Origin of the sequence: Maribacter flavus, from assembly GCF_008386635.1 — a bacterium.
Classification (GTDB): Bacteria; Bacteroidota; Bacteroidia; order Flavobacteriales; family Flavobacteriaceae; genus Maribacter; species Maribacter flavus.
Map to the genome: position 1 here is coordinate 118924 of NZ_VUOE01000002.1, position 20355 is coordinate 139278.

Sequence of the window (20355 nt, forward strand, 5' to 3'; positions counted from 1 at the left end):
GTGTTTTGATTCCTAATCGACCACTTCAATATCATATAGACCGGCCATGGGCCTTCCATCCTCTGTGATGCCTTCCACCCTTACCTGGAACATTCCGGTTTTGTCACCTGTAAAGAAATCGATTTGGGATAGCCCTGCATCGCTAAAGGCCAAATCCGGATTCCAATACAGGGTCGTACGATAATCAGGTTTTTTTGGGTCTTCTTCATAATAGTCAGGTGTATAGAATTCCCTCGTTTTGTAAAAGCCTTGAACTTTAAACGAAACTACACCAGGGTATTGTTCCTGAGCGACTAGCTCTTCATAGGATTTGTTCGTGTAAATGCCGATTACTCCTCCCGCACCTCTGGAACCAAAGATAGTTAGATCAGGACCTTTAACTACGTCTATAAATTCGACTTCAATCGCCCTTAATTGTTGGAGAAAATCTACTGTTGCCGTAGTACCATTTACAAGAATTAATGGGTCGCCATTTCCAATTGATTGAAATATTACTAGTCTTTGATTGGGAAAAGTCCCAGTAACTCTTACACCTGGTGTTCTGGCCAACAAATCCATAGCACTCATTGCTTCGTTCCCTAGTACATCTTCCCTGAAAAGCCGACTTGAAAATGGCCCTGTGGTCATTCTAGCGGTAGGATTCGAATTGGTCGCCATTTCGTGTCTGGTCAACCTTTTGTCCTTATCGGTGACCGTTACTTCTTCCAATTGGGTCACACCTACCGGATCGTATAAATAGTCCGTAACCTTTCTTTGGTATTCTTCCTTGGCATATTCCTTTGATATTTGAATTGTGTTTTGGACCTGTTGCCCCTTTATCGTTGTGGCCATCCTTGGCCATTGTTCATCTAGGGCAATGGAAAAATTACTTTTTTTCGAATCCCATTTAGCAAGGGAATCATAGGCCTCCACGGTTGCTTCCAAGGTATCGGTAAAATAAAAGGGGCCGAAGGAAAATTTGCCTTGCTCATTGGTTTTTTGCTTTGAATTGATTAGATCAACTCCGTATAAATTCAGGATAACGAATGTCTCCTTTGGCCTATTCGGTAGTTTAAACTTAGTGGTCTTTCCACGTACCATGATACCTTTTTCCGGGGATATTTTCGGCATTTTGACTAAAGTGTCGGAGAGCATATTTTTCCAGACAAACCTACGCCAGCCATGGGTGAGCATCAAGGCATCCAATAGAAACTTACGGTGCTTGGAACCGTCTTTGAAGAAAAAGTCGGGATCGCCTATCCTTCCCCCCAGGTCAGAATTTAGAAGCAGCCAACTTTTAAATGAGTTGACATGGCCTTGGTCAATGCCATTTTTGGAAACGACCCCCACGGAGAAATCCCCTTTTAAGGGGCTGCCATTTGCATCGGTCAGTACCACGTCCAGATTCACCTTTTCCCTTTTCCCATAAACTTTGCCCGGAGCTGAGAAAGAAATCTCAGCATCGTTGTTAGGATGATCAATGAATACCAAGCGTTCCGCCAGTGGTTCCCCATTGGAAGCGAACAAGGTAAAATGTGCAACGCCATCCTTCAACTCACTCGTAAAAATCTTTGTGGCATAGGACGATTTGTCCGAAGGCTCCCCAATTCTCTTGAAAATGAGATCTCCACGCAGATGTCCTACCAATAGGGTGCCTTCCAAAGTACGGTCAGGACTACTGGCCACTTGGACCAAGATGTGGTCCTCCCTGTTTTGGAGATTTAATAGATACCCGGAGGAAACCGACTCAGGCAAAGGGTAGGCATATTCCTTGCCATCCACGGTAAAACTGGCGCGGTATTTTCTGCCTTCCCTTGGGATGAACCGAACCCTTCCCAAACCGAATTCATGGGACTCAAAGCTTGTTACTATTTCATCTTCGGAACTTATGATGTCGCCTTTCAGGGCTACACCGTTTCCGTTACCGTCCAAAACCTCGATACCAATAGTTCCTGGAAGTTCTGTGACCAAATCGCCACCTTCAGGATAGAATTTGATTTTGGGGATACCTGAAACTGATTTGGATGCAGTGACTCCAAACCCTTCCAAGGTTCTATTTGACATAGGGTTATCCAAACTTGGGCCTTGTTCCAACTTTTGGACGATTATGGGAATCTGCTTCTGGTATATCACAGGTTCCTTATCATTGAGCATATATTTCGTATATGTACGTAGGGTGTAAGTTCCTTGTGGGATTTTATAGGCTATTTCAATATCCCCTGCAACGCTCTTGTCGTTCACGAACAACTTGCGCTGGGCCACAACACTATCCCGGTCATTTACCAAATCGACATAGACAACTTTGCTTTTATTGGAAACCTCATGGGTAATTCCATCCACAAGATAGGTCTTGAACCAAATGGTATCGCCATTGGTGTATACGTCCTTGTCAGTATGCAGGTAGGTTTTTTCAGGAGCGAGTCTTTGCCGGTAATCGATGAGCTTGGTCTTTACTTTTTCCAACAATACGTATTCCTGGGAAATCTTGGAGTATGACAGCACCATGAAAATTGTGACCAAGCCTAAAATGATGGAAGCAAGGATTTTTTTCATATCGTTGTTTTTTTAAGTGCGTTGTCTTCAAACTATTAAAATACGATACCTTCCAAAGGTATTCTTTAAAGGTATCTTTATTAGTATTTTAAGTTTTACAGTAAGACCTGTTGATTTGTAGGAAATTAATAATTAATCGATAATATTTTTACCTATTTAACAATTTTTTCGGTAAATACTTTTAATTTTAATTCTCAACACAGAATCAAAAATCCTCATTGAACATTTAGATTTACCGCTACTAAATTTTATTGTTTTTTCTGATAAGTAAGTTTCTTCTTACTTAATCCGAACACCTTTATCTAAAATCGAATAGAAATTGATCTCGATCTATTTGAAGTTAATTCCCTATTTTTGCTTTGCTTAAAGCATGTGTGACGAATTATGGGTCAAAAAGTCCTACTTTCCAAAAAGGAAATCAATATTATCCTTCACCGTTTGGCCTGTCAACTGCTTGAAAACCATGAGGATTTCAAAAACACCGTGTTAATCGGAATACAGCCCAGAGGAATATATGTAGCCCAAAGGCTTACCAAAATTTTATTGGAAGAATACAAGGTTAAACATATAGACCTCGGTTTTTTGGACATTACTTTTTATAGGGACGACTTTAGAAGAGGGGAAAAAACACTGGAGGCGACCAAGACGAAAATCAATTTTTTGGTGGAGGACAAAAAGGTGGTTCTAATTGACGATGTGCTGTATACAGGGCGTAGTATCAATGCAGCCTTAACGGCCTTACAATCCTTCGGTCGGCCCAAGGAAGTTGAGCTGTTGACCCTGATTGACAGAAGATTCAGCAGACATCTGCCCATACAGCCCAATTACAGAGGTAGACAGGTGGATGCCATAGACAACGAAAAGGTAAAAGTGATGTGGGAGGAAAATGATGGGGAAGACATAATTTATTTGATAAATAGATAGTACAAATGAGCGAACTGAGTGTAAATCACTTGTTGGGAATCAAATATTTGAAAGAATCGGATATTCAGCTCATTTTTGAAACTGCGGATCATTTTAAGGAAGTAATCAATCGGTCCATTAAAAAAGTTCCTTCCTTGCGCGATATTACCATCGCCAATATTTTTTTTGAAAACAGTACCCGTACAAAGCTTTCCTTCGAATTGGCCGAAAAAAGACTTTCCGCCGATGTCCTGAACTTTTCGGCAAGCCAGTCTTCGGTTAAAAAAGGCGAAACACTTATCGATACCGTAAACAATATCCTCTCCATGAAAGTGGATATGGTGGTCATGCGACATCCCAATCCTGGGGCCGGTATTTTTTTGGCCAAACATGTCAAGGCTTCTATAATAAATGCCGGGGACGGAGCCCATGAACATCCTACCCAAGCCTTGTTGGACTCCTATTCCATTAGGGAAAAGTTGGGTGATGTTGTGGGAAAGAACGTGGTCATCGTTGGGGATATTTTGCATTCCAGGGTAGCACTTTCCAATATTTTTGCGCTAAAACTGCAAGGCGCAAATGTAAAGGTATGCGGACCAAAAACTTTGATGCCCAAATATATAGAATCCTTAGGGGTAGGGGTTGAGATGGATTTAAGAAGGGCCTTGGAATGGTGCGATGTTGCCAATATGTTGCGTATACAGAACGAACGACTTGATATAAGCTACTTCCCAACAACCAGGGAGTACACCCAACAATTTGGGGTAAATAAGAAATTGCTGGACAGTTTGGACAAGGAAATCGTAATAATGCACCCCGGTCCCATCAACCGCGGCGTGGAAATAACAAGTGATGTGGCAGATTCCAAACAGTCCATCATACTCAATCAAGTAGAAAATGGTGTGGCCGTTCGCATGGCGGTCATTTATTTGTTAGCTTCAAAAATTAAATAATTGTAAGTATGATTTTTGATAAGGACGGAACTACGACCCTAATATATCAGGAAAAAAAATCACTATCCATCTTTTTGAAAAACTTGGATGAAAAATATTCGGAAGTCAAAAATGACAACCTCATAATCAATCTTTTTTCGTTTGATACATTGACCTCTGGGGATGTCATGGAGTTTTTGGACATTTCCAACAGACATCGTAAGTCGGGCAAATCCTTTGTAATCGTTACGAATAAGGTTTCGTATGACGACGTCCCCGATGAAATTATTGTGGCACCTACCTTACAGGAAGCAAAGGATATCATTGAAATGGAGGAAATTGAAAGGGATTTGGAGCTTTGAAGTTGACCATCCTAGGGTGTTATGCCGCCACGCCCAGAACTTTGACCAACCCAACCTCCCAGGTACTGGAAGTCAAAAATCATATGTTTCTAATCGACTGTGGGGAAGGTACCCAAGTCCAGCTTAGGAAACACGGAATCAAATTTTCCCGCATCAACCACATTTTTATTTCGCATCTACACGGCGATCATTTTTTTGGACTACCGGGCCTGGTTTCCACCTTTAGGTTATTGGGAAGGGAAAAGGAACTCCATATTTATGGCCCTAAAGGGATAAAGGAAGTTATTACCATGTTGTTAAAATTGGGTGATTCCTGGACAAATTATCCCTTGCGTTTTCATGAATTGACCTCCTTGGATAGCGAGGTTATTTTTGAGGATGCAAAAGTAACCGTACAAACGATACCCTTAAATCACAGGGTCTATACCAATGGATTTTTATTCAGGGAAAAGGAGAGGGAACGCACCTTGAACATTGAGGCCGTTCGATATTATGAAATAGACAAGGCATATTTCAATACTATCAAAAAGGGAAAGGATATTGTTACCGAAATAGGCGAAATCATTCCCAACAGGGAATTGACTTTCGATCCACCTAAACCGACTTCCTATGCTTTTTGCAGCGACACGGCTTATCATCCTAGTATTGTTCCCCTGATAAAGGAGGTGGACTGTTTGTACCACGAGGCTACTTTTTTGGAATCCGAAGTTCATTTGGCCAAAAAGACAAAACACGCAACGGCCAAAGAGGCCGCCGAAATAGCAAAACAAGCTTCCGTTGGTAAATTGATATTGGGCCATTATTCAACACGATATAGTTCCTTGGAGTTATTTAGAAAGGAAGCATCTGTGGTATTCGAACCAGTTGAATTAGCAGATGATGGTAAATCTTTCCACATAGGTTAAATCTTTCTACGCAACCTTTAGGCAGCTCGAATATCCTTAAGTAAAGCCTATCATGAAAAATTCATTTTTACCTAGTTTATTTTTTGTGCTTATTCTATCAATTTCTTGTGAAAAAGAAGATGGAATAAACGCTGAGTTACGAGGTAGTTCCATCATCGGTACTTGGAACCGTTTCGATGAAATACCTAGTGGCGGTATACGAGAGGAATATCGGTATTTCGATGAAGAGACTTTGCACACCTTTGAGTTGGATGGAACCTACACCTATAAAGTGAATTACTATGGTTTTAAGGATGAGAACCCAAATGAACTAATGGGGCAATCTGAAAATAAAGGAACTTTTGAAGTTAACAATGATAGTGTATTTATTAGGGTTTTTGAAAATACTTCTTGGGAAAAAGGATTTAAGCCGAAGCCCGAGACCATCTTATTGAATGGAGAGGCTTATGGGAATCGGTTTACCATAAAGAACGAAACATTGACCTTGTATTATATTTCATATCCTGCCGATGCACCAGTACAGACCCAAATGAGTTTTAAAAGGTTGGAATAGGTTAAAATTAATTGTTTAATAAGACCCCAAAGGTGATTAAAGCTTTTGGGGTCTTGTTATTTTTAGTGATCTTTGAGTATCTTGATTTTTTTAGTTTTTAGCATGCAGAAAGACCTAGGGAATTATCGGAAATCGTATGAGAAAAGTGCCTTGATGGAGGATAGTATATCCAATAATCCCATGCAGCTTTTTAAAACATGGTTCCATGAAGTGGAGCAGTCAGATGGTGTCGATGAACCCAACGCGATGACCGTTTCTACCATTGGATTGGATGGCTTTCCCAAAAGCAGGGTGGTTTTGTTGAAGCGGTTCAACCATGAGGGCTTTATTTTCTACACAAATTATACCAGTGAAAAGGGTAAGGCCATCGCGGCGAATCCCAACATTTGTATATCTTTTTTTTGGCCCAATATGGAACGTCAGGTTATCATAAAGGGAAAAGCGGAAAAGGTTGCCGAGAATCTATCCGATGGATACTTTGAATCCCGGCCAAAAGGAAGCCAATTGGGAGCCTTGGTATCCAACCAAAGCAGTGTTATCGCCTCTAGGGATGTCCTGGAACAGGAACTTAAAACACTTGAGGCTACCTACAAAAATAAGGAAGTGCCACGACCAGATCATTGGGGCGGCTATTTGGTGAGGCCCATATCCATTGAATTTTGGCAGGGAAGACCTAATCGGTTACACGATAGGATCCGGTTTACCTTGCAAGAGGATTGGGATTGGAAAATGGAACGCTTGGCACCTTAAGCAATAAAGAATGAAGAATCTACTTTTTATGCGCCATGGCAAATCTTCATGGGACCTTGATGTTGGCGACCAGGACAGGCCTTTGTCACAAAGGGGCATTACGGATGCCCATAGGGTGGGAAATAACCTTTCAAAAGCGAATCTGAATCCGGACTTCGTATTTTCAAGTCCCGCAAATAGAGCCTTGCATACGGCCATGATATGTTTGCGGAACCTGAAATTTCCCATGACCAAGTTTCAAATTGCAATGGATCTTTATGATTTTTCAGGGAACCAAGTACTTGATTTTGTGAAAAAAATGGATGATTCTTTGGGTACGGTCATGATTTTTGGACATAATCATGCCTTTACCCATTTGGTAAATTCCCTTGGAGATTCCTATATTGACAACGTTCCAACAAGTGGTTATGTCCACATACGGTTCAAGCAAGATTCTTGGGCGAACATTTCCCAGGGCAAAATAGTAGAAACGATTTTTCCTAAGCACATAAAATAATGGTGAAATTCAACAATCAGTACGTAAATAGAGAGATAAGTTGGTTATGGTTCAATGAACGCGTACTGCAGGAAAGTGCGGATAAAAATGTCCCGCTCATTGAGCGTTTAAGATTCTTGGGGATTTTTTCGAACAATTTGGACGAATTCTTCAAGGTACGATATGCCACTGTGAAAAGAATCGTGGAAGCGGGCAAGACCGGTAAAAGTGTTTTGGGAGGTGAAAAGGCAAAGGACCTACTCGAAGAGATTACAGAGATTGTTATACGTCAGCAAAGTAAAAGTTTGGTTATCCTAAAACATATAGAGGAAGAGTTGGAGCGGGAGAACATTTTTATCATTCGGGAAACCGCCTTGAACAAAAACCAGAAGGAATTTGTAAAGGAGTATTTTCTTCAGAATGTGAGTCCGCAGCTAATGACCATCATCCTCAACGACCTTACACGTTTTCCTACTTTAAAGGATACGGCCGCTTATTTGGCCGTAAAAATGATAATCAAGGGGGACAACGGAAAAAAGGAAAAGCGCTTCGCGCTAATTGAGATTCCAAAAGGAGTGGACAGATTTGTGGTACTGCCAAAGGAAGGCGATAAAAATTACATCATAATCCTGGACGATTTGATCAGGTATTGCCTGGGCAATATTTTTACCATGTTCGAATATGAATCCATTTCCGCCCACATGATCAAGATTACAAGGGATGCGGAACTGGATATGGACAATGACTTGAGCAAAAGTTTTATAGAGAAGATTTCTTCCAGTGTGGAGCATAGAAAAATAAGCGACCCTGTACGTTTTGTTTATGATAAAAGTATCGCGAAGGACACCTTGGCCTTTCTGAAGGAGAAAATGCAAATTGAGGATACGGATAGTGTGATTCCCGGTGGTAGGTACCACAACAAAAGGGATTATATGGGTTTTCCAAGTTTGGACAGGAACGATTTACTGTATGATAAAATAAAGGCACTGCCCGTAAAGGGACTGAGCATTGAGGGGAGTATTTTGGAAAGTCTAACCCATAAGGATTACCTACAATACACACCATACCATACCTTTACCTATATCCTTAAGTTTCTGCGGGAAGCTGCCTTGGACCCAAAAGTGCGCACCATTAAAATCACGGTATACCGGTTGGCGAACAACTCCCAGGTGGCCGCGTCGCTTATCAATGCCGTAAAGAACGGAAAACAGGTGACGGTACAAATTGAGTTGCAGGCTAGGTTTGATGAGCAGGCAAATATTGAGTATGCAGAGCAGTTGCAGGCGGAAGGTGTAAAATTGATATTTGGGGTTCCTGGACTAAAAGTCCATAGCAAGATCTGCCTGATAGAACGCGAAGAGGACGAAGGTCTAAAACGATACGGATTTATCAGTACCGGAAACTTTAACGAGTCCACTGCGCGTATTTATACCGATTATACCTTGTTTACCTCCCATGCACCAATTCTTAAGGAGTTGAACAAGGTCTTTGATTTCTTTGAAACGACCTACAAGATAAATAAGTACAAGCATTTGATCGTTTCGCCACATTATACAAAAAAGGTATTTCATAGGCTTATTGAACAGGAAATCGCCAATGCTATCGTGGGAAAAGAGGCCTACATCAAAATAAAGATGAACAGTTTCACTTCCTACGAGATGGTGGATAAACTGTACGAAGCAAGTAGGGCAGGGGTTAAGATCCAATTGATCGTTCGTGGAATCTGTTGTTTGGTTCCCGGCGTAAAGGGAATGAGCGAGAACATTGAGGCCATCAGTATTGTCGATAAATTCTTGGAGCATACCAGGCTGTTCGTGTTCGCCAATGCCGGAAATCCAAAAGTCTATATCTCCTCTGCGGATTGGATGACCCGAAACCTCGATTATAGGGTTGAGGTTGGTTGCCCCATCTATGATGAGGATATCAAGCAGGAACTGATGGATACTTTTGAAATTTGCTGGCGGGATAACCTAAAAGCAAGGGTTTTCTCCGAGAAACAGGACAACGCGTACATAAAGGCCAAAACGCCCAAACACCGTTCGCAGTTTGAAACGTACGATTACTACGTAAAGAAGTTAAAGGAGAAGTAAAGGCCACCTAGCTTTACCCATGTACCTTTTCTGTTTTGCTTAGGTTTTTCATGATATCCGCTTCGTATTCCAACAGGGCCTGCCATTTTGAATCCACCTCTTTTCGGTCCCCATATTTGCGGGCGAATTTTAGGAACATGGTATAATGACCCGCTTCGCTGATCATGAGTTTATGATAGAAATCGGCCAATTTTTTATCTGGAAGTTCTTCGGATAAAAGTCGAAAGCGCTCGCAGCTTCGGGCTTCAATTAACGCCGCATATAAGAGTCGGTGTACCAATTGGGTGGTTCTGCTTCCGCCCTTGGGAAAAAATTTAAGCAGTTCCAACACATATTCGTCCTTTCGGTCCCTGCCCAATTTTTGACCTCGTTCCAAAATCAGGTCGTGCACCATTTTAAAATGCCCCATTTCCTCACGGGACAATGCCACCATTTCCTCAACCAATTCCGTGTATTCTGGAAATGAGACAATCAGGGAGATGGCCGTACTGGCGGCCTTTTGTTCGCAATAGGCATGGTCCGTCAAGATTTCATCGATATTCTTTTCCACAATATTTACCCATCTTGGATCGGTGGGTAATTTTAAACCTAACATCATTTTAACGCTTATTTACCTTGTTTACTATGTAAAAATAAGGCTTTGTGGGTTTTAATAATTATTTTTGGGAGGAGAGAAATTAGAATACACGTACAATGCAGGTAAGCGAACGGATAAAGGAAGCGCTAGGAGTCCAAGCGGATTCAGGTTCAATGCAATGGCTGACGGAAAAAACCCAAAAACTGGAATCGGATAAATCCGTACGGGACCTGTTCATGACGTACAGCCTCTTGGCTTCAAAATTTGACAAGAGCACTACATTCAAGGTAGCAAATGCCGATGAAGGAACACTCGAATTTTTAACCTCCCGAGATGCAAACTTGTTGGAGGTAGCCAGAATTTACCTGCTTATCAAGGTTTTGGAAATCGACACCGAATTTTATGGGCCCAAAGTGGCCAACATCATCCAGGTGGCCGATATAACGGAATTGGAGACCTTCTTAAAGTTTCTGGACCTATTGCCAAACCCGGAAATGTTCCTATTTACGGCCGTAGAAGCCTTGAGAACGAACATATCCGTTATTTTTGATGCCATTACCTTGAACAATCCATATCCAGCCAAATACTTCAACGACCAGCAGTGGAACCAGATGTATCTAAAAGCTGCGTTTATGGAACGAGATCTCTCGAAAATACCATCGGTAGCGGAACGTGCCAACGTGGATTTGGCAAGGATCATATCGGATTATGCCCACGAGCGTTGGGCTGCTTCACGAAAAATAGACCCTATGTTCTGGAGGCCGGTTTCGGGCTTTTTGAATCCGGTGTTGCTTCAGGATATGGAACATTTGATGGAGACCGATGATGCCCTGGAGAATATGGCCGGGGCTTTGTGCTGTTATTATGCCGGTACTACCGAAGCCATGGAAATTTTGAATCGTAGACCCGACTTGAAACAGCAGATAGCAGCAGGAAAACTAACTTGGAATAACTTAAAGAATTAAAGAAATATGCAGGATAAATTGATGATAATCGACCCACACGTTCACATGTCATCCAGAACGACCGATGACTATGAGGCCATGCAGCAAGCGGGCGTGGTAGCTATAATAGAACCTTCTTTTTGGTTGGGCCAACCCAGAACTCAGGTCGGGTCCTTTCAGGACTATTTCAGTAGCCTGGTAGGCTGGGAACCCTTCAGGGCCAGCCAGTTTGGGATCAAGCACTATTGTACCATTGGCCTAAATTCAAAAGAAGCCAATAATGAGGCCTTGGCGGAACAGGTGGTGGAACTTCTGCCGTTGTATTTGCATAAGGAGAATGTGGTCGCCATTGGAGAGATAGGGTATGATGATCAAACTCCCGCAGAGGACAAATATTTTAGGATGCAATTGGAACTGGCCAAGGAATTGGATATGACCGTACAGGTGCATACACCGCATAGGGATAAAAAAGCGGGCACCATCAAGAGCATGGAAGTATGTCTGGAACATGGTTTGGACCCCGCCAATGTAATTATCGACCATAATAACGAGGAGACCGTAAAAGAGGTTTTGGATAGGGGTTTTATCGCCGCATTTACCATTTATCCCAAGACAAAAATGGGCAACGAACGTATGGTTGAGGTGGTTCGAAAGTTTGGTAGCGATAATATCATAGTTGACAGCTCCGCGGATTGGGGTGTAAGTGATCCGTTGGCCGTGCCAAAAACTGCTTCCTTAATGCTTAAACGGGGGATTTCACGTGAAGATGTAGTGAAAACCTGTTACCAAAACGCATTGGATGCGTTTAGCAAAAATGGACGCATGAAGGAGGAACACTGGTTAAAGCCAAAAGGCATCGACCAATCACAACTTTTTAATGATAACAGCGTTTTAAGAGGGCAGACACCTCGGATAGATTCCGAACAAATCTCTTAGAATGATGAAAAAAATCATGGGTTTTGCCAGACTGGCAAGGCCTGCCAATTTACCTACGGCGGCAGCGGATATCTTTGCCGGTATAAGTTTGGCACTTTTTTCTTCCGGTATAGCAATTCCTGATTTTTTTTCGGCGAACGGGACTGCTGTTCTTTCCTTGGTTTTTGCATCGGTGTTTTTGTACGCCGGAGGTGTGGTTTTCAACGATGTCTTCGATGCCAAATTGGATGCCGTTGAGCGTCCGGAAAGGCCTATTCCCAGCGGACTCATACCTAAAAACCAGGCTGCCTTATGGGGTGTGTTTTTATTTTTCATCGGGCTTTACTTGGCATTTTCGGTGCATCAGGTAAGTGGCAGTATTGCAGGTATTTTGATATTTTCAATCCTTGTCTACGATGCCTTGGCCAAAAAGCATTCCTTTTTTGGGCCCTTGGTCATGGGAATATGCAGGGGATTGAACCTATTGTTGGGGATGTCCATCTTGGGACAGTTGGAGGTATGGTGGGTTTCCGTGGTACCCATGATCTATATTTTCGCCATCACGCTGATCAGTAGGGGCGAGGTCCATGGCGATAACAAAAACCATATTGCGATCGCCGGTTTTTTATATATGTTGGTATTGGCTTTTATTGCGATTACCATTACTTTGAATACCGATAGAATACTTATTTCCCTACCTTTTATTGTCCTATTTGGGTTTTTGGTGATTAGGCCTTTATTAAGAGCCTACAGGGAAAACTCCCCAAGGAATATTAAAAAGGCGGTCATGGCCGGGGTTTTGTCCCTCATTGTTATGGATGCCTGTTGGGTAGCCGGTTTTAGCCACTGGTATGTGGGACTGCTGGTTTTATTACTTTTGCCTTTATCTTTGTTACTTTCAAGAATTTTTGCCGTTACCTAGTGCTATGGAATTAAAACCTATCAAGCAGTCGTTTTCAGTTCAATATGAGTACCAACTCCACTTTACAAAGGATTTGTTTCATGTTGATAACCCGCTGTTCGTCAATATTATAAAAGGATACAAGGACTACGAGCCTGTAAAGTTGTTTTTTGTAGTCGACAAAGGAGTGGCGGACAGCCACCCAAATCTATTGAACAAAATTTCTGTCTATTGCAGTTTGTATTCCGTGAACCTGAACTGTACCGATACTTTGGTGATCGACGGAGGGGAACAGTCCAAAAATCATGCAGAATATATTGACTTTGTGCTGAAAGGAATTAATGAAAATGCTATCTGCAGGCACTCCTTTGTGGTGGTGATCGGAGGCGGTGCGGTAATCGATATGGTAGGCTATGCTGCGGCCATTGCCCATAGGGGCGTAAAATTGATTCGGATTCCAACCACGGTGCTCTCACAGAACGATTCCGCCGTAGGCGTAAAGAACAGTGTGAACATCTTTAAGAAGAAAAATTTTCTGGGGACATTCGCTCCGCCATATGCCATTATCAACGATAGTGATTTCTTGGCGACCTTGGAGCAGCGGGATTGGATAGCCGGAATCGCCGAGGCCATAAAAGTTGCCTTGATCAAGGACGAGGAATTCTTCGGATATATTGCAAAGCATGCCATTGCCCTTAAGGAAAGGCGTTTGGAACCTATGCAATATGTAATTTATAAATGTGCCGAAATGCACATGCAACACATTTCGCAGGGAGGTGACCCCTTTGAGTCCGGTTCCTCCAGGCCGCTGGATTTTGGTCATTGGGCGGCCCACAAATTGGAGTTTATGACCAATTACGAGTTAAGACATGGCGAGGCCGTAGCCAAGGGAATAGCATTGGACGTTACCTATGCACAGTTGATCGGGTTGATTTCTGAGGAAGAATTGAGGACCATTCTTGATGTAATGAAGAAAATCGGTTTCGATTTATCCTTACCACTGTACTCTGAAAAGGAAGTGGACCAGCTTTTGGCCGGTATCGAGGAATTTAGGGAGCATTTGGGCGGTAGATTGACCATCACATTAATTTCAGGATTGGGAAAGAAACATGATGTCAATGAAATTGACAGGTCGATAATGAAACGGTCCATTGAGCAGCTTAATCATCAGATGGCCCTTAAATAGCGAATCCCCTTATGTTTATAAAAAACAAATACCACCTTTCTTATTGTACGAACATACATCCTGGTCAGGATTGGGAAAGCACCTTTTCCAGTATAAAGGAACATGTTCCAGGTATTAAGAAGTCGGTTTCACCGGATAGCCCCTTTGGTCTCGGTTTACGACTTTCAAACAAGGCTAGTGAGGAACTGGCATTGGGAAACCATATGACGGAATTCATGAATTGGTTGCAGGAGGAGGAAGTGTATATTTTCACCATGAACGGGTTTCCCTATGGAAATTTTCACAATGAACGTGTAAAGGACGATGTCCACACGCCGGATTGGACCACCAAGGAACGTTTGACATATACCCAACGATTGTTTGAACAATTGGCGGCATTGCTTCCAAAAGGAATCAATGGCGGAATATCCACATCGCCCATTAGTTATAAGCATTGGTTTGCTTCGGAAAGGGAAAAGGATATCGCTCTTAAAAAAGGTGCCAAGCACATGGTCCAAATCGCAATTCAACTCTATGAACTGGAACAAAGGACAGGTACCTATCTCCATTTGGACATTGAACCGGAACCTGATGGATTTTTGGAAAATACGGAGGAGGTCCTTTCATTTTATTCGGACTATCTAATTCCCATCGCCCAACAGGAATTGTCCCGAACTTTGGATAAGGATGCCTCCCAGTTGGAAGAATTGGTAAAACGATATATTACCATTTGTTATGACATTTGCCATTTTTCCCTGGCGTATGAGCATCCCAGTGAAACCTTTGCCAAGTTTAAGGAAGCGGGTATCCAAGTTGGGAAAATCCAGGTGAGTGCCGCACTGAAGATTCTGTTCACAGGAAAGAATCGGGAGGAGGTATGGAAGGTTCTGGAAAAATTCAACGAACCGGTCTATTTGCATCAGGTAACTGAAAAAATAGGGGAGCGGGTAAAAACCTATAACGATCTTCCCATCGTATTGGAGGCAAAAAAGGAGGTGGACGAACTACGGGCCCACTATCATGTGCCTATCTTTTTGGAGCGATTTGGGGCGTTGGACTCTACCCAAGATCAAATTTTGGATACCTTGGATTATTTAAAAAAGGATTCGTTGACGGAGCATTTGGAAATTGAAACCTATACGTGGGATGTACTGCCGGAAGGGTTAAAGGAAAATCTATCGCATTCCATCGTCCGTGAAATAGAATGGTTAAAAGCGCACATATAACATGCAAAAGACAGTTGTCATCAATGTTGTTGGATTGACCAAACGCCTTATAGGTGAGTATACACCCTTCATAAAATCGTTTTTGGAAAATGGTGGACATACGTTTATAAAACCCATGTTGCCTGCCGTAACCTGTTCCGTTCAGTCTACGTATGTAACAGGAAAATGGCCATCGGAACACGGAATCGTGGGAAACGGTTGGTATTTTAAGGACGAGTTGGAAGTAAAATTTTGGCGACAATCCAATAGGTTGGTACAACAACCCAAAATTTGGGATGCGTTAAAGGAAAAGGATACTACCTTTACGTGTGCCAATCATTTTTGGTGGTACAATATGTATTCCAATGTGGATTATAGCATCACGCCAAGACCCAATTATTTGGCGGATGGACGTAAAATCCCCGATATTTATTCCTATCCGGCTGAATTGCGAGATGAACTTCAAAAGGAATTTGGTAAATTTCCGCTGTTCGAGTTTTGGGGACCTCGCACGACCATTAACTCCTCCCAATGGATTGCGAACGGCGCCATAAAAACCGATGAAAAATACGATCCCACCTTGACCCTGATCTATCTTCCGCATTTGGATTATAACTTGCAGCGTCATGGTTTGGATTTCGGCAAAATTTCAAGGGATTTAAATGAAATCGATGGGGTGGTCGAACAATTGGTACATCATTACGAAAAACTGGGTGCCCACATTATATTATTGTCTGAATACGGAATTACCAATGTAAAAAACCCCATTCACCTAAACCGAGTTTTGAGACGTGAAGGCTTTGTAAATGTGAGAATAGAGAGGGGCTTGGAACTATTGGATGCCGGCGCCAGTGATGCCTTTGCCGTGGCGGACCATCAAGTCGCCCATATTTACGTAAAGGATAAAAACAAGTTGGAAAACATCAAAAGCTTGATCGCCAAAGTTCCCGGTGTTGAAAGGGTACTTTCAAATAGTGAAATAGCTGTCGAGCATTTAGATCATGAAAGATGTGGGGATTTGGTTGCCGTTGCGGATGCCGACTCTTGGTTTACCTATTATTTTTGGTTGGATGATGCCGTAGCTCCGGATTATTCCAGAATGGTGGATATCCATAAAAAACCAGGGTACGACCCTGTAGAAATGATGACCGACCCCAAGGATAAACTTGTTATGGTAAAAGTGGCTTGGAAACTTTTGAAAAAGAGATTAGGCTTTAGAACCGTTTTGGATATCATTCCCCTGGACGCTTCCTTGATTAAGGGCTCCCATGGTAGACTCCCTGAGGATAAGGAGGATTACCCCATATTCATAACCAATCGGGCAACTAAAATCGATACCCCTGAAGTAGCGGCCGTGGAGGTCTATGACTTAATTAAAAACCATGTATTAAGCTGATTTGTAATGAATTTATTTTTTAAGACGATAGGATATGTATTTGCGATACTTTTTGCGGTAGGTGCCATTGTCCAATATAATGACCCTGATTCTTTCCTTTGGATTTTGATTTATGCGTTGGCGGCTATCATATCCGTACTTTTTTCCCTCAACCGATTGAGAGCCGTGGTTCCATTGGTATTGGGAACAGCTTGTTTTATAGGCTTTATGTATCTATACCCGACCGATTTCCAAGGTTTTGGATTGGAGGACGGTCCCATTGAAACCGTTGAATTGGGCCGTGAAGCCTTTGGATTGTTGATAATTGCCCTGGTGATGTTCTTCTATACCGTGAGGTTACGAAGGATGTTAAAGATCTAAGTCAAACTCTTTTCTCAATAGGTCGATTGCTGGATTTTTCTCCCGTAGTTTCTCGTATTTTTCCTCAGGTGTAAAGGCGAATTTCTTGGCACTGGATTCATTTACCTTTATAATCAATTGGATGAAGTGATTGTTAAGTTTGGTTCTCAGGTAGCCCATGAGCTCAAAACTTTCACGCTCTATTTCCTTCTTCATCGTACCGTTGGGAAGCTCAATATGTATGGTAAAGTCCTTTCCAAGTTTGGGAACGTCCGTATTTAGATTGGATGCCAGAATCTTTTGCCCTTTTTTGTCTATTTGTTCCGTAAAATCGGACCAATGTCTTTGTAGATCGGCCTCGGTAAAATCATCCTTGGGTAAATCCTCCTCATCGATGACCACTTCAATTTTGTTGAGTTCGTGCTCCTTCTTGGCCTTTAAACTGGATAGCGATAATCCAGAAACTCTTTTTTTAGAGGGATTAATTTGGATTTTTTGCGATACCGGTTCTTGAACAGCTTGCGTTACATCGGTTTCAACCTCTTTTATTTCTTCTTTAATGGTATCATATAAGGTGGGCCGATTTTCTTTTTCATCCGATACATTTTCTAAAGGTAAGGATGGGGATTCTTCCTTTTTGCCTGCGATATTGGTGGAGACAGAAACGGCTATCGGTTTTCTTTCTTCCGGATTTCTTTGGAAATTTTTGTAAAACTCGGCCGGTGCGATAAAATCGATTGTCCTGTTTTGAAGGGCTAGGGATTCAGGATTTTTTTTTTCTCCATCAAAGTCGATGGAGGCCAATTTCATTAAAGTTAGTTCTACGAGAAGTCGCTGATTTTTGCTCGACTTATATTTTAGGTCGCAGTCATTGGCAATATCAAGTCCCTGTAAGAGAAAACCTGGGGAGGCCTTCTTGGATTGTTCCCGGTATTTTTCTTGGGCGTTCTCTCCAACTTCCAAAAGTGAAATGGTATCCTTATGTTGACACACCATTAAATCCCTAAAGTGGGAGGCAAGACCGGCTATGAAATGGTGACCGTCAAAGCCCAGGGAAAGTGTCTTATTGAATAGAATCAATAAGCGGGGAATATCATGGTCCAGGATGAGGTCCGTCGCTTCAAAATAAGTGTCGTAGTCCAGCACGTTCAGGTTTTCCGTCACCGCTTTCCTGGTGAGTTCCTTACCGGAAAAACTAACGACCCTGTCAAAAATGGAGAGGGCATCCCGCATGGCACCGTCCGCCTTTTGTGCAATGATATGTAGGGCGTCTTCCTCAGCTTCTATTCCTTGGTTTTCCGCAATGTATTTTAAATACTCTGCGGCATCGTTTACCGTAATTCTTTTAAAATCAAATATTTGGCATCTGGAAAGTATGGTAGGTATTATTTTATGCTTCTCCGTGGTGGCAAGTATAAAAATGGCATGCTTTGGCGGTTCTTCCAAGGTCTTCAAAAAGGCATTGAAAGCCGATTGGGAAAGCATATGGACCTCATCGATGATATAAACTTTATACTTTCCAACCTGGGGCGGGATACGCACTTGATCGATTAGGTTTCTAATATCATCCACGGAGTTGTTGGAAGCTGCATCCAGTTCAAAAATATTGAATGCAAAATCCTCATCTTCGCGTTCGCTGCCATCAGAATTTATCTGTTTGGCCAAAATACGGGCGCACGTCGTTTTTCCTACGCCCCTTGGACCACAGAATAAAAGGGCCTGTGCCAAGTGATTGTTGTCTATGGCATTCTGGAGCGTATTTGTAATAGCCTGCTGCCCCACAACATCCTTAAAGGTCTGGGGTCTGTACTTGCGGGCAGAAACTATGAACGGTTCCAAAATATAGACAAGTTTGTATGCTTACAAATATAGAAATAGCGGTTTATTTGATGGTGGATTTACATCGTAGATCATCTTTAGTTATCAACAATTGGAGTACATTTGCGCTGAGCAGGCCACCTTATCGCTCCCGATTTATATCGGGGGAGGAAAGTCCGGACACCATAGTGCGGTATAGCGGGTAACGCCCGTCCGCCGTAAGGTGAGGACAAGTGCAACAGAAAGCAAGTACAGTTAGGCTGTAGTGAAATCAGGTAAACTCTATACGGTGAAACGTCATGTAAATCGGTGTTTGAGGGCTGCACGCTCGAGCCGAAGGGTAGGCGGTTGGAACCATGGGGTAACCCATGGTCTAGATAAATGATAAGGTTTCGTTCAACGAAAACAGAATCCGGCTTATGGCCTGCTTTTTTTAGAATTTGCGTTCCACCAGATTTACAGGTTCAAGATTCTCATCGATGGATATTTCAAAATCAATAACGCCCAATACCAATTCTTCCGTCGTGATGACCTCTACCTTCCATTGGCCCGGCCAAATATTGTTTTTATAAGTATAGCCCCTGAAACCATCGTCCCTACCGCCTTTTATCTCGTACCCGATATCCTCTACCAGTTCCCACTCCAAAGATTCTTCATTGAACCATTTCCATCGGTGAAGAATGGATTTTTTCAAATCCGTCGGGGCGAAAACGGAAGAAAAAATATACACATTTTCGTTCGGCTTAAAGATAAATTTTGTTCTATGATCCCGCCAAAAAATAAACGTGTCGTTTTTCTCATAGGCAACTGTATAGGTATCTCCAATTTTTTCAACATAATGGGCTACAATACCTTCATCGAGTGCAAGGGGAACCGGTGGAATTAATCTAAAATAATAAAACAGGTTGATAAAGGCGTATATGGATATAATGATTGAAAGCAACTTGCCTATATGTATTTCCCTTCGTGTGCTGGGACTCATAACATAAATCAAAATTATCAAGGCTAGCGTACAGCAAAGACTTATGAATCCAGAAATAAAGAATACTTGGGGACTCATTTTTGTTGTAACTACCGGAATCATGAAGGCGAAGAAAGTAAAGCTCAAGAAAAAGTAGACGCTGAACTGTAAGTATTTGTTGGATATCCTTTGTTTTAGAAATTCATTGGCAACCAATAGGACCATGAGGATCAAAAAGAATGAAACGGTCTTTGACAGGGATACGCTTCTTGAAAAATAAATCACATAGGCGCTTGATAATGCCCCAAAGAAAAATTGGATGGCCAATGGGAAGTATTCCTCGCAACTTTCCAGAAAGGTATTTTTCCACGTGCCATCATCGGCTAAATTATAGAGATATAAAGTAATACTAAGGTTGGTCATGTGAAGACATAGCATTACCAAATCGTAGGTACGGTCTATGCGTCCAAGGGTAAGCACATCAAATAGGAACCCTCCTATAAAAAACAGTAAAGGGGCATACTTTCCATGCTTACGGATAAATCTCCGAAATTTACTATTACGATACCGTACCAGGAACCTTTTCATGGGTATTTTGAAAACTTAAATATAGGTCGATTCGTAATTCCTTT

At 42.1% G+C, this 20355-nt stretch carries 19 protein-coding genes and 1 other RNA gene; 16 read left to right on the plus strand and 4 right to left on the minus strand.

Annotation, left to right across the window (positions count from 1 at the left end; translation table 11 throughout):
* Positions 1 to 12: 12 nt before the first annotated feature.
* On the minus strand, positions 13 to 2532 hold the full coding sequence (locus tag F0361_RS10885) for a TonB-dependent receptor plug domain-containing protein (RefSeq protein WP_154918645.1): 2520 nt from the start codon (positions 2530 to 2532) through the stop codon (positions 13 to 15).
* 384 nt (positions 2533 to 2916) lie between these two features.
* Between F0361_RS10885 and pyrR the strand changes: the two genes are divergently transcribed.
* From pyrR to ppk1, 8 genes are all read left to right on the plus strand, one after another.
* Positions 2917 to 3456: a bifunctional pyr operon transcriptional regulator/uracil phosphoribosyltransferase PyrR gene (gene pyrR, locus F0361_RS10890; protein ID WP_154918646.1), complete on the plus strand. Its 540-nt coding sequence runs from the start codon at positions 2917 to 2919 to the stop codon at positions 3454 to 3456.
* Between the two features lie 5 nt (positions 3457 to 3461).
* A complete protein-coding gene (locus F0361_RS10895) occupies positions 3462 to 4388 on the plus strand; it encodes an aspartate carbamoyltransferase catalytic subunit (RefSeq protein WP_154918647.1) in 927 nt (308 codons plus the stop codon).
* A gap of 8 nt (positions 4389 to 4396) precedes the next feature.
* Complete coding sequence (locus tag F0361_RS10900; RefSeq protein ID WP_154918648.1) at positions 4397 to 4729, plus strand: ribonuclease Z; 333 nt, start codon at positions 4397 to 4399, stop codon at positions 4727 to 4729.
* Positions 4726 to 5634, plus strand: coding sequence for a ribonuclease Z (locus tag F0361_RS10905; protein ID WP_154918649.1), 909 nt, complete (start codon positions 4726 to 4728; stop codon positions 5632 to 5634). Before F0361_RS10900 ends, F0361_RS10905 begins: the two co-directional genes overlap by 4 nt.
* A 52-nt stretch (positions 5635 to 5686) precedes the next feature.
* Positions 5687 to 6187: a hypothetical protein gene (locus F0361_RS10910; RefSeq protein WP_154918650.1), complete on the plus strand. Its 501-nt coding sequence runs from the start codon at positions 5687 to 5689 to the stop codon at positions 6185 to 6187.
* A gap of 102 nt (positions 6188 to 6289) precedes the next feature.
* Positions 6290 to 6937 (plus strand): pyridoxamine 5'-phosphate oxidase, encoded by a 648-nt coding sequence (gene pdxH / locus F0361_RS10915; RefSeq protein ID WP_154918651.1) that lies wholly within the window; start codon positions 6290 to 6292, stop codon positions 6935 to 6937.
* Positions 6938 to 6947: 10 nt separating this feature from the next.
* A complete protein-coding gene (locus F0361_RS10920; protein WP_154918652.1) occupies positions 6948 to 7433 on the plus strand; it encodes a SixA phosphatase family protein in 486 nt (161 codons plus the stop codon).
* A complete protein-coding gene (gene ppk1 / locus F0361_RS10925) occupies positions 7433 to 9502 on the plus strand; it encodes a polyphosphate kinase 1 (protein ID WP_154918653.1) in 2070 nt (689 codons plus the stop codon). The genes F0361_RS10920 and ppk1 overlap by 1 nt, the downstream gene beginning before the upstream one ends.
* Positions 9503 to 9515: 13 nt before the next feature.
* On the opposite strand, the gene miaE is transcribed toward ppk1, so the two are convergent.
* Positions 9516 to 10097, minus strand: a complete 582-nt coding sequence (gene miaE / locus F0361_RS10930; protein WP_154920212.1) for a tRNA-(ms[2]io[6]A)-hydroxylase — start codon at positions 10095 to 10097, stop codon at positions 9516 to 9518.
* Between the two features lie 98 nt (positions 10098 to 10195).
* Between miaE and F0361_RS10935 the strand changes: the two genes are divergently transcribed.
* From F0361_RS10935 to F0361_RS10965, 7 genes are read left to right on the plus strand one after another with little or no spacing between them, the layout of a single operon-like run.
* On the plus strand, positions 10196 to 11044 hold the full coding sequence (locus F0361_RS10935; RefSeq protein WP_154918654.1) for an EboA domain-containing protein: 849 nt from the start codon (positions 10196 to 10198) through the stop codon (positions 11042 to 11044).
* A 6-nt stretch (positions 11045 to 11050) separates the two neighbouring features.
* Positions 11051 to 11959 (plus strand): TatD family hydrolase, encoded by a 909-nt coding sequence (locus tag F0361_RS10940; RefSeq protein WP_154918655.1) that lies wholly within the window; start codon positions 11051 to 11053, stop codon positions 11957 to 11959.
* Position 11960: 1 nt separating this feature from the next.
* Positions 11961 to 12860, plus strand: coding sequence for a UbiA-like protein EboC (eboC, locus tag F0361_RS10945; protein WP_154918656.1), 900 nt, complete (start codon positions 11961 to 11963; stop codon positions 12858 to 12860).
* A 4-nt stretch (positions 12861 to 12864) separates the two neighbouring features.
* A complete protein-coding gene (locus F0361_RS10950) occupies positions 12865 to 14025 on the plus strand; it encodes a 3-dehydroquinate synthase (protein WP_154918657.1) in 1161 nt (386 codons plus the stop codon).
* Positions 14026 to 14036: 11 nt separating this feature from the next.
* Complete coding sequence (gene eboE / locus F0361_RS10955; RefSeq protein WP_154918658.1) at positions 14037 to 15230, plus strand: metabolite traffic protein EboE; 1194 nt, start codon at positions 14037 to 14039, stop codon at positions 15228 to 15230.
* A gap of 1 nt (position 15231) precedes the next feature.
* Positions 15232 to 16605, plus strand: coding sequence for an alkaline phosphatase family protein (locus tag F0361_RS10960; RefSeq protein ID WP_154918659.1), 1374 nt, complete (start codon positions 15232 to 15234; stop codon positions 16603 to 16605).
* Between the two features lie 6 nt (positions 16606 to 16611).
* Positions 16612 to 16965, plus strand: coding sequence for a transmembrane 220 family protein (locus F0361_RS10965; RefSeq protein ID WP_154918660.1), 354 nt, complete (start codon positions 16612 to 16614; stop codon positions 16963 to 16965).
* Here the strand turns inward: F0361_RS10965 and F0361_RS10970 are convergent.
* Entirely contained in the window at positions 16954 to 18783 is a 1830-nt protein-coding gene (locus tag F0361_RS10970; RefSeq protein WP_154918661.1) for a DNA polymerase III subunit gamma/tau, read from the minus strand. The genes F0361_RS10965 and F0361_RS10970 overlap by 12 nt on opposite strands.
* Before the next feature lie 108 nt (positions 18784 to 18891).
* On the opposite strand from F0361_RS10970, the gene rnpB reads away from it, so the two are divergent.
* An RNA gene (gene rnpB, locus F0361_RS10975) (RNase P RNA component class A) lies at positions 18892 to 19197 on the plus strand.
* Here rnpB and F0361_RS10980 read toward each other — a convergent pair.
* The gene (locus F0361_RS10980; protein ID WP_154918662.1) at positions 19196 to 20311 is read right to left on the minus strand and encodes a DUF2914 domain-containing protein; all 1116 of its coding nucleotides are present in this window, start codon (positions 20309 to 20311) and stop codon (positions 19196 to 19198) included. The genes rnpB and F0361_RS10980 overlap by 2 nt on opposite strands.
* Positions 20312 to 20355: the final 44 nt, after the last annotated feature.

Excerpts from the sequence above, each read along its gene's own strand:
- F0361_RS10885 (WP_154918645.1), bottom strand. The coding sequence starts at position 2,532 with ATGAAAAAAATCCTTGCTTCCATCATTTTAGGCTTGGTCACAATTTTC.
- pyrR (WP_154918646.1), top strand. The coding sequence starts at position 2,917 with ATGGGTCAAAAAGTCCTACTTTCCAAAAAGGAAATCAATATTATCCTT.
- F0361_RS10895 (WP_154918647.1), top strand. The coding sequence starts at position 3,462 with ATGAGCGAACTGAGTGTAAATCACTTGTTGGGAATCAAATATTTGAAA.
- F0361_RS10900 (WP_154918648.1), top strand. The coding sequence starts at position 4,397 with ATGATTTTTGATAAGGACGGAACTACGACCCTAATATATCAGGAAAAA.
- F0361_RS10910 (WP_154918650.1), top strand. The coding sequence starts at position 5,687 with ATGAAAAATTCATTTTTACCTAGTTTATTTTTTGTGCTTATTCTATCA.
- pdxH (WP_154918651.1), top strand. The coding sequence starts at position 6,290 with ATGCAGAAAGACCTAGGGAATTATCGGAAATCGTATGAGAAAAGTGCC.
- F0361_RS10920 (WP_154918652.1), top strand. The coding sequence starts at position 6,948 with ATGAAGAATCTACTTTTTATGCGCCATGGCAAATCTTCATGGGACCTT.
- ppk1 (WP_154918653.1), top strand. The coding sequence starts at position 7,433 with ATGGTGAAATTCAACAATCAGTACGTAAATAGAGAGATAAGTTGGTTA.
- miaE (WP_154920212.1), bottom strand. The coding sequence starts at position 10,097 with ATGTTAGGTTTAAAATTACCCACCGATCCAAGATGGGTAAATATTGTG.
- F0361_RS10935 (WP_154918654.1), top strand. The coding sequence starts at position 10,196 with ATGCAGGTAAGCGAACGGATAAAGGAAGCGCTAGGAGTCCAAGCGGAT.
- F0361_RS10940 (WP_154918655.1), top strand. The coding sequence starts at position 11,051 with ATGCAGGATAAATTGATGATAATCGACCCACACGTTCACATGTCATCC.
- eboC (WP_154918656.1), top strand. The coding sequence starts at position 11,961 with ATGATGAAAAAAATCATGGGTTTTGCCAGACTGGCAAGGCCTGCCAAT.
- F0361_RS10950 (WP_154918657.1), top strand. The coding sequence starts at position 12,865 with ATGGAATTAAAACCTATCAAGCAGTCGTTTTCAGTTCAATATGAGTAC.
- eboE (WP_154918658.1), top strand. The coding sequence starts at position 14,037 with ATGTTTATAAAAAACAAATACCACCTTTCTTATTGTACGAACATACAT.
- F0361_RS10960 (WP_154918659.1), top strand. The coding sequence starts at position 15,232 with ATGCAAAAGACAGTTGTCATCAATGTTGTTGGATTGACCAAACGCCTT.
- F0361_RS10965 (WP_154918660.1), top strand. The coding sequence starts at position 16,612 with ATGAATTTATTTTTTAAGACGATAGGATATGTATTTGCGATACTTTTT.
- F0361_RS10980 (WP_154918662.1), bottom strand. The coding sequence starts at position 20,311 with ATGAAAAGGTTCCTGGTACGGTATCGTAATAGTAAATTTCGGAGATTT.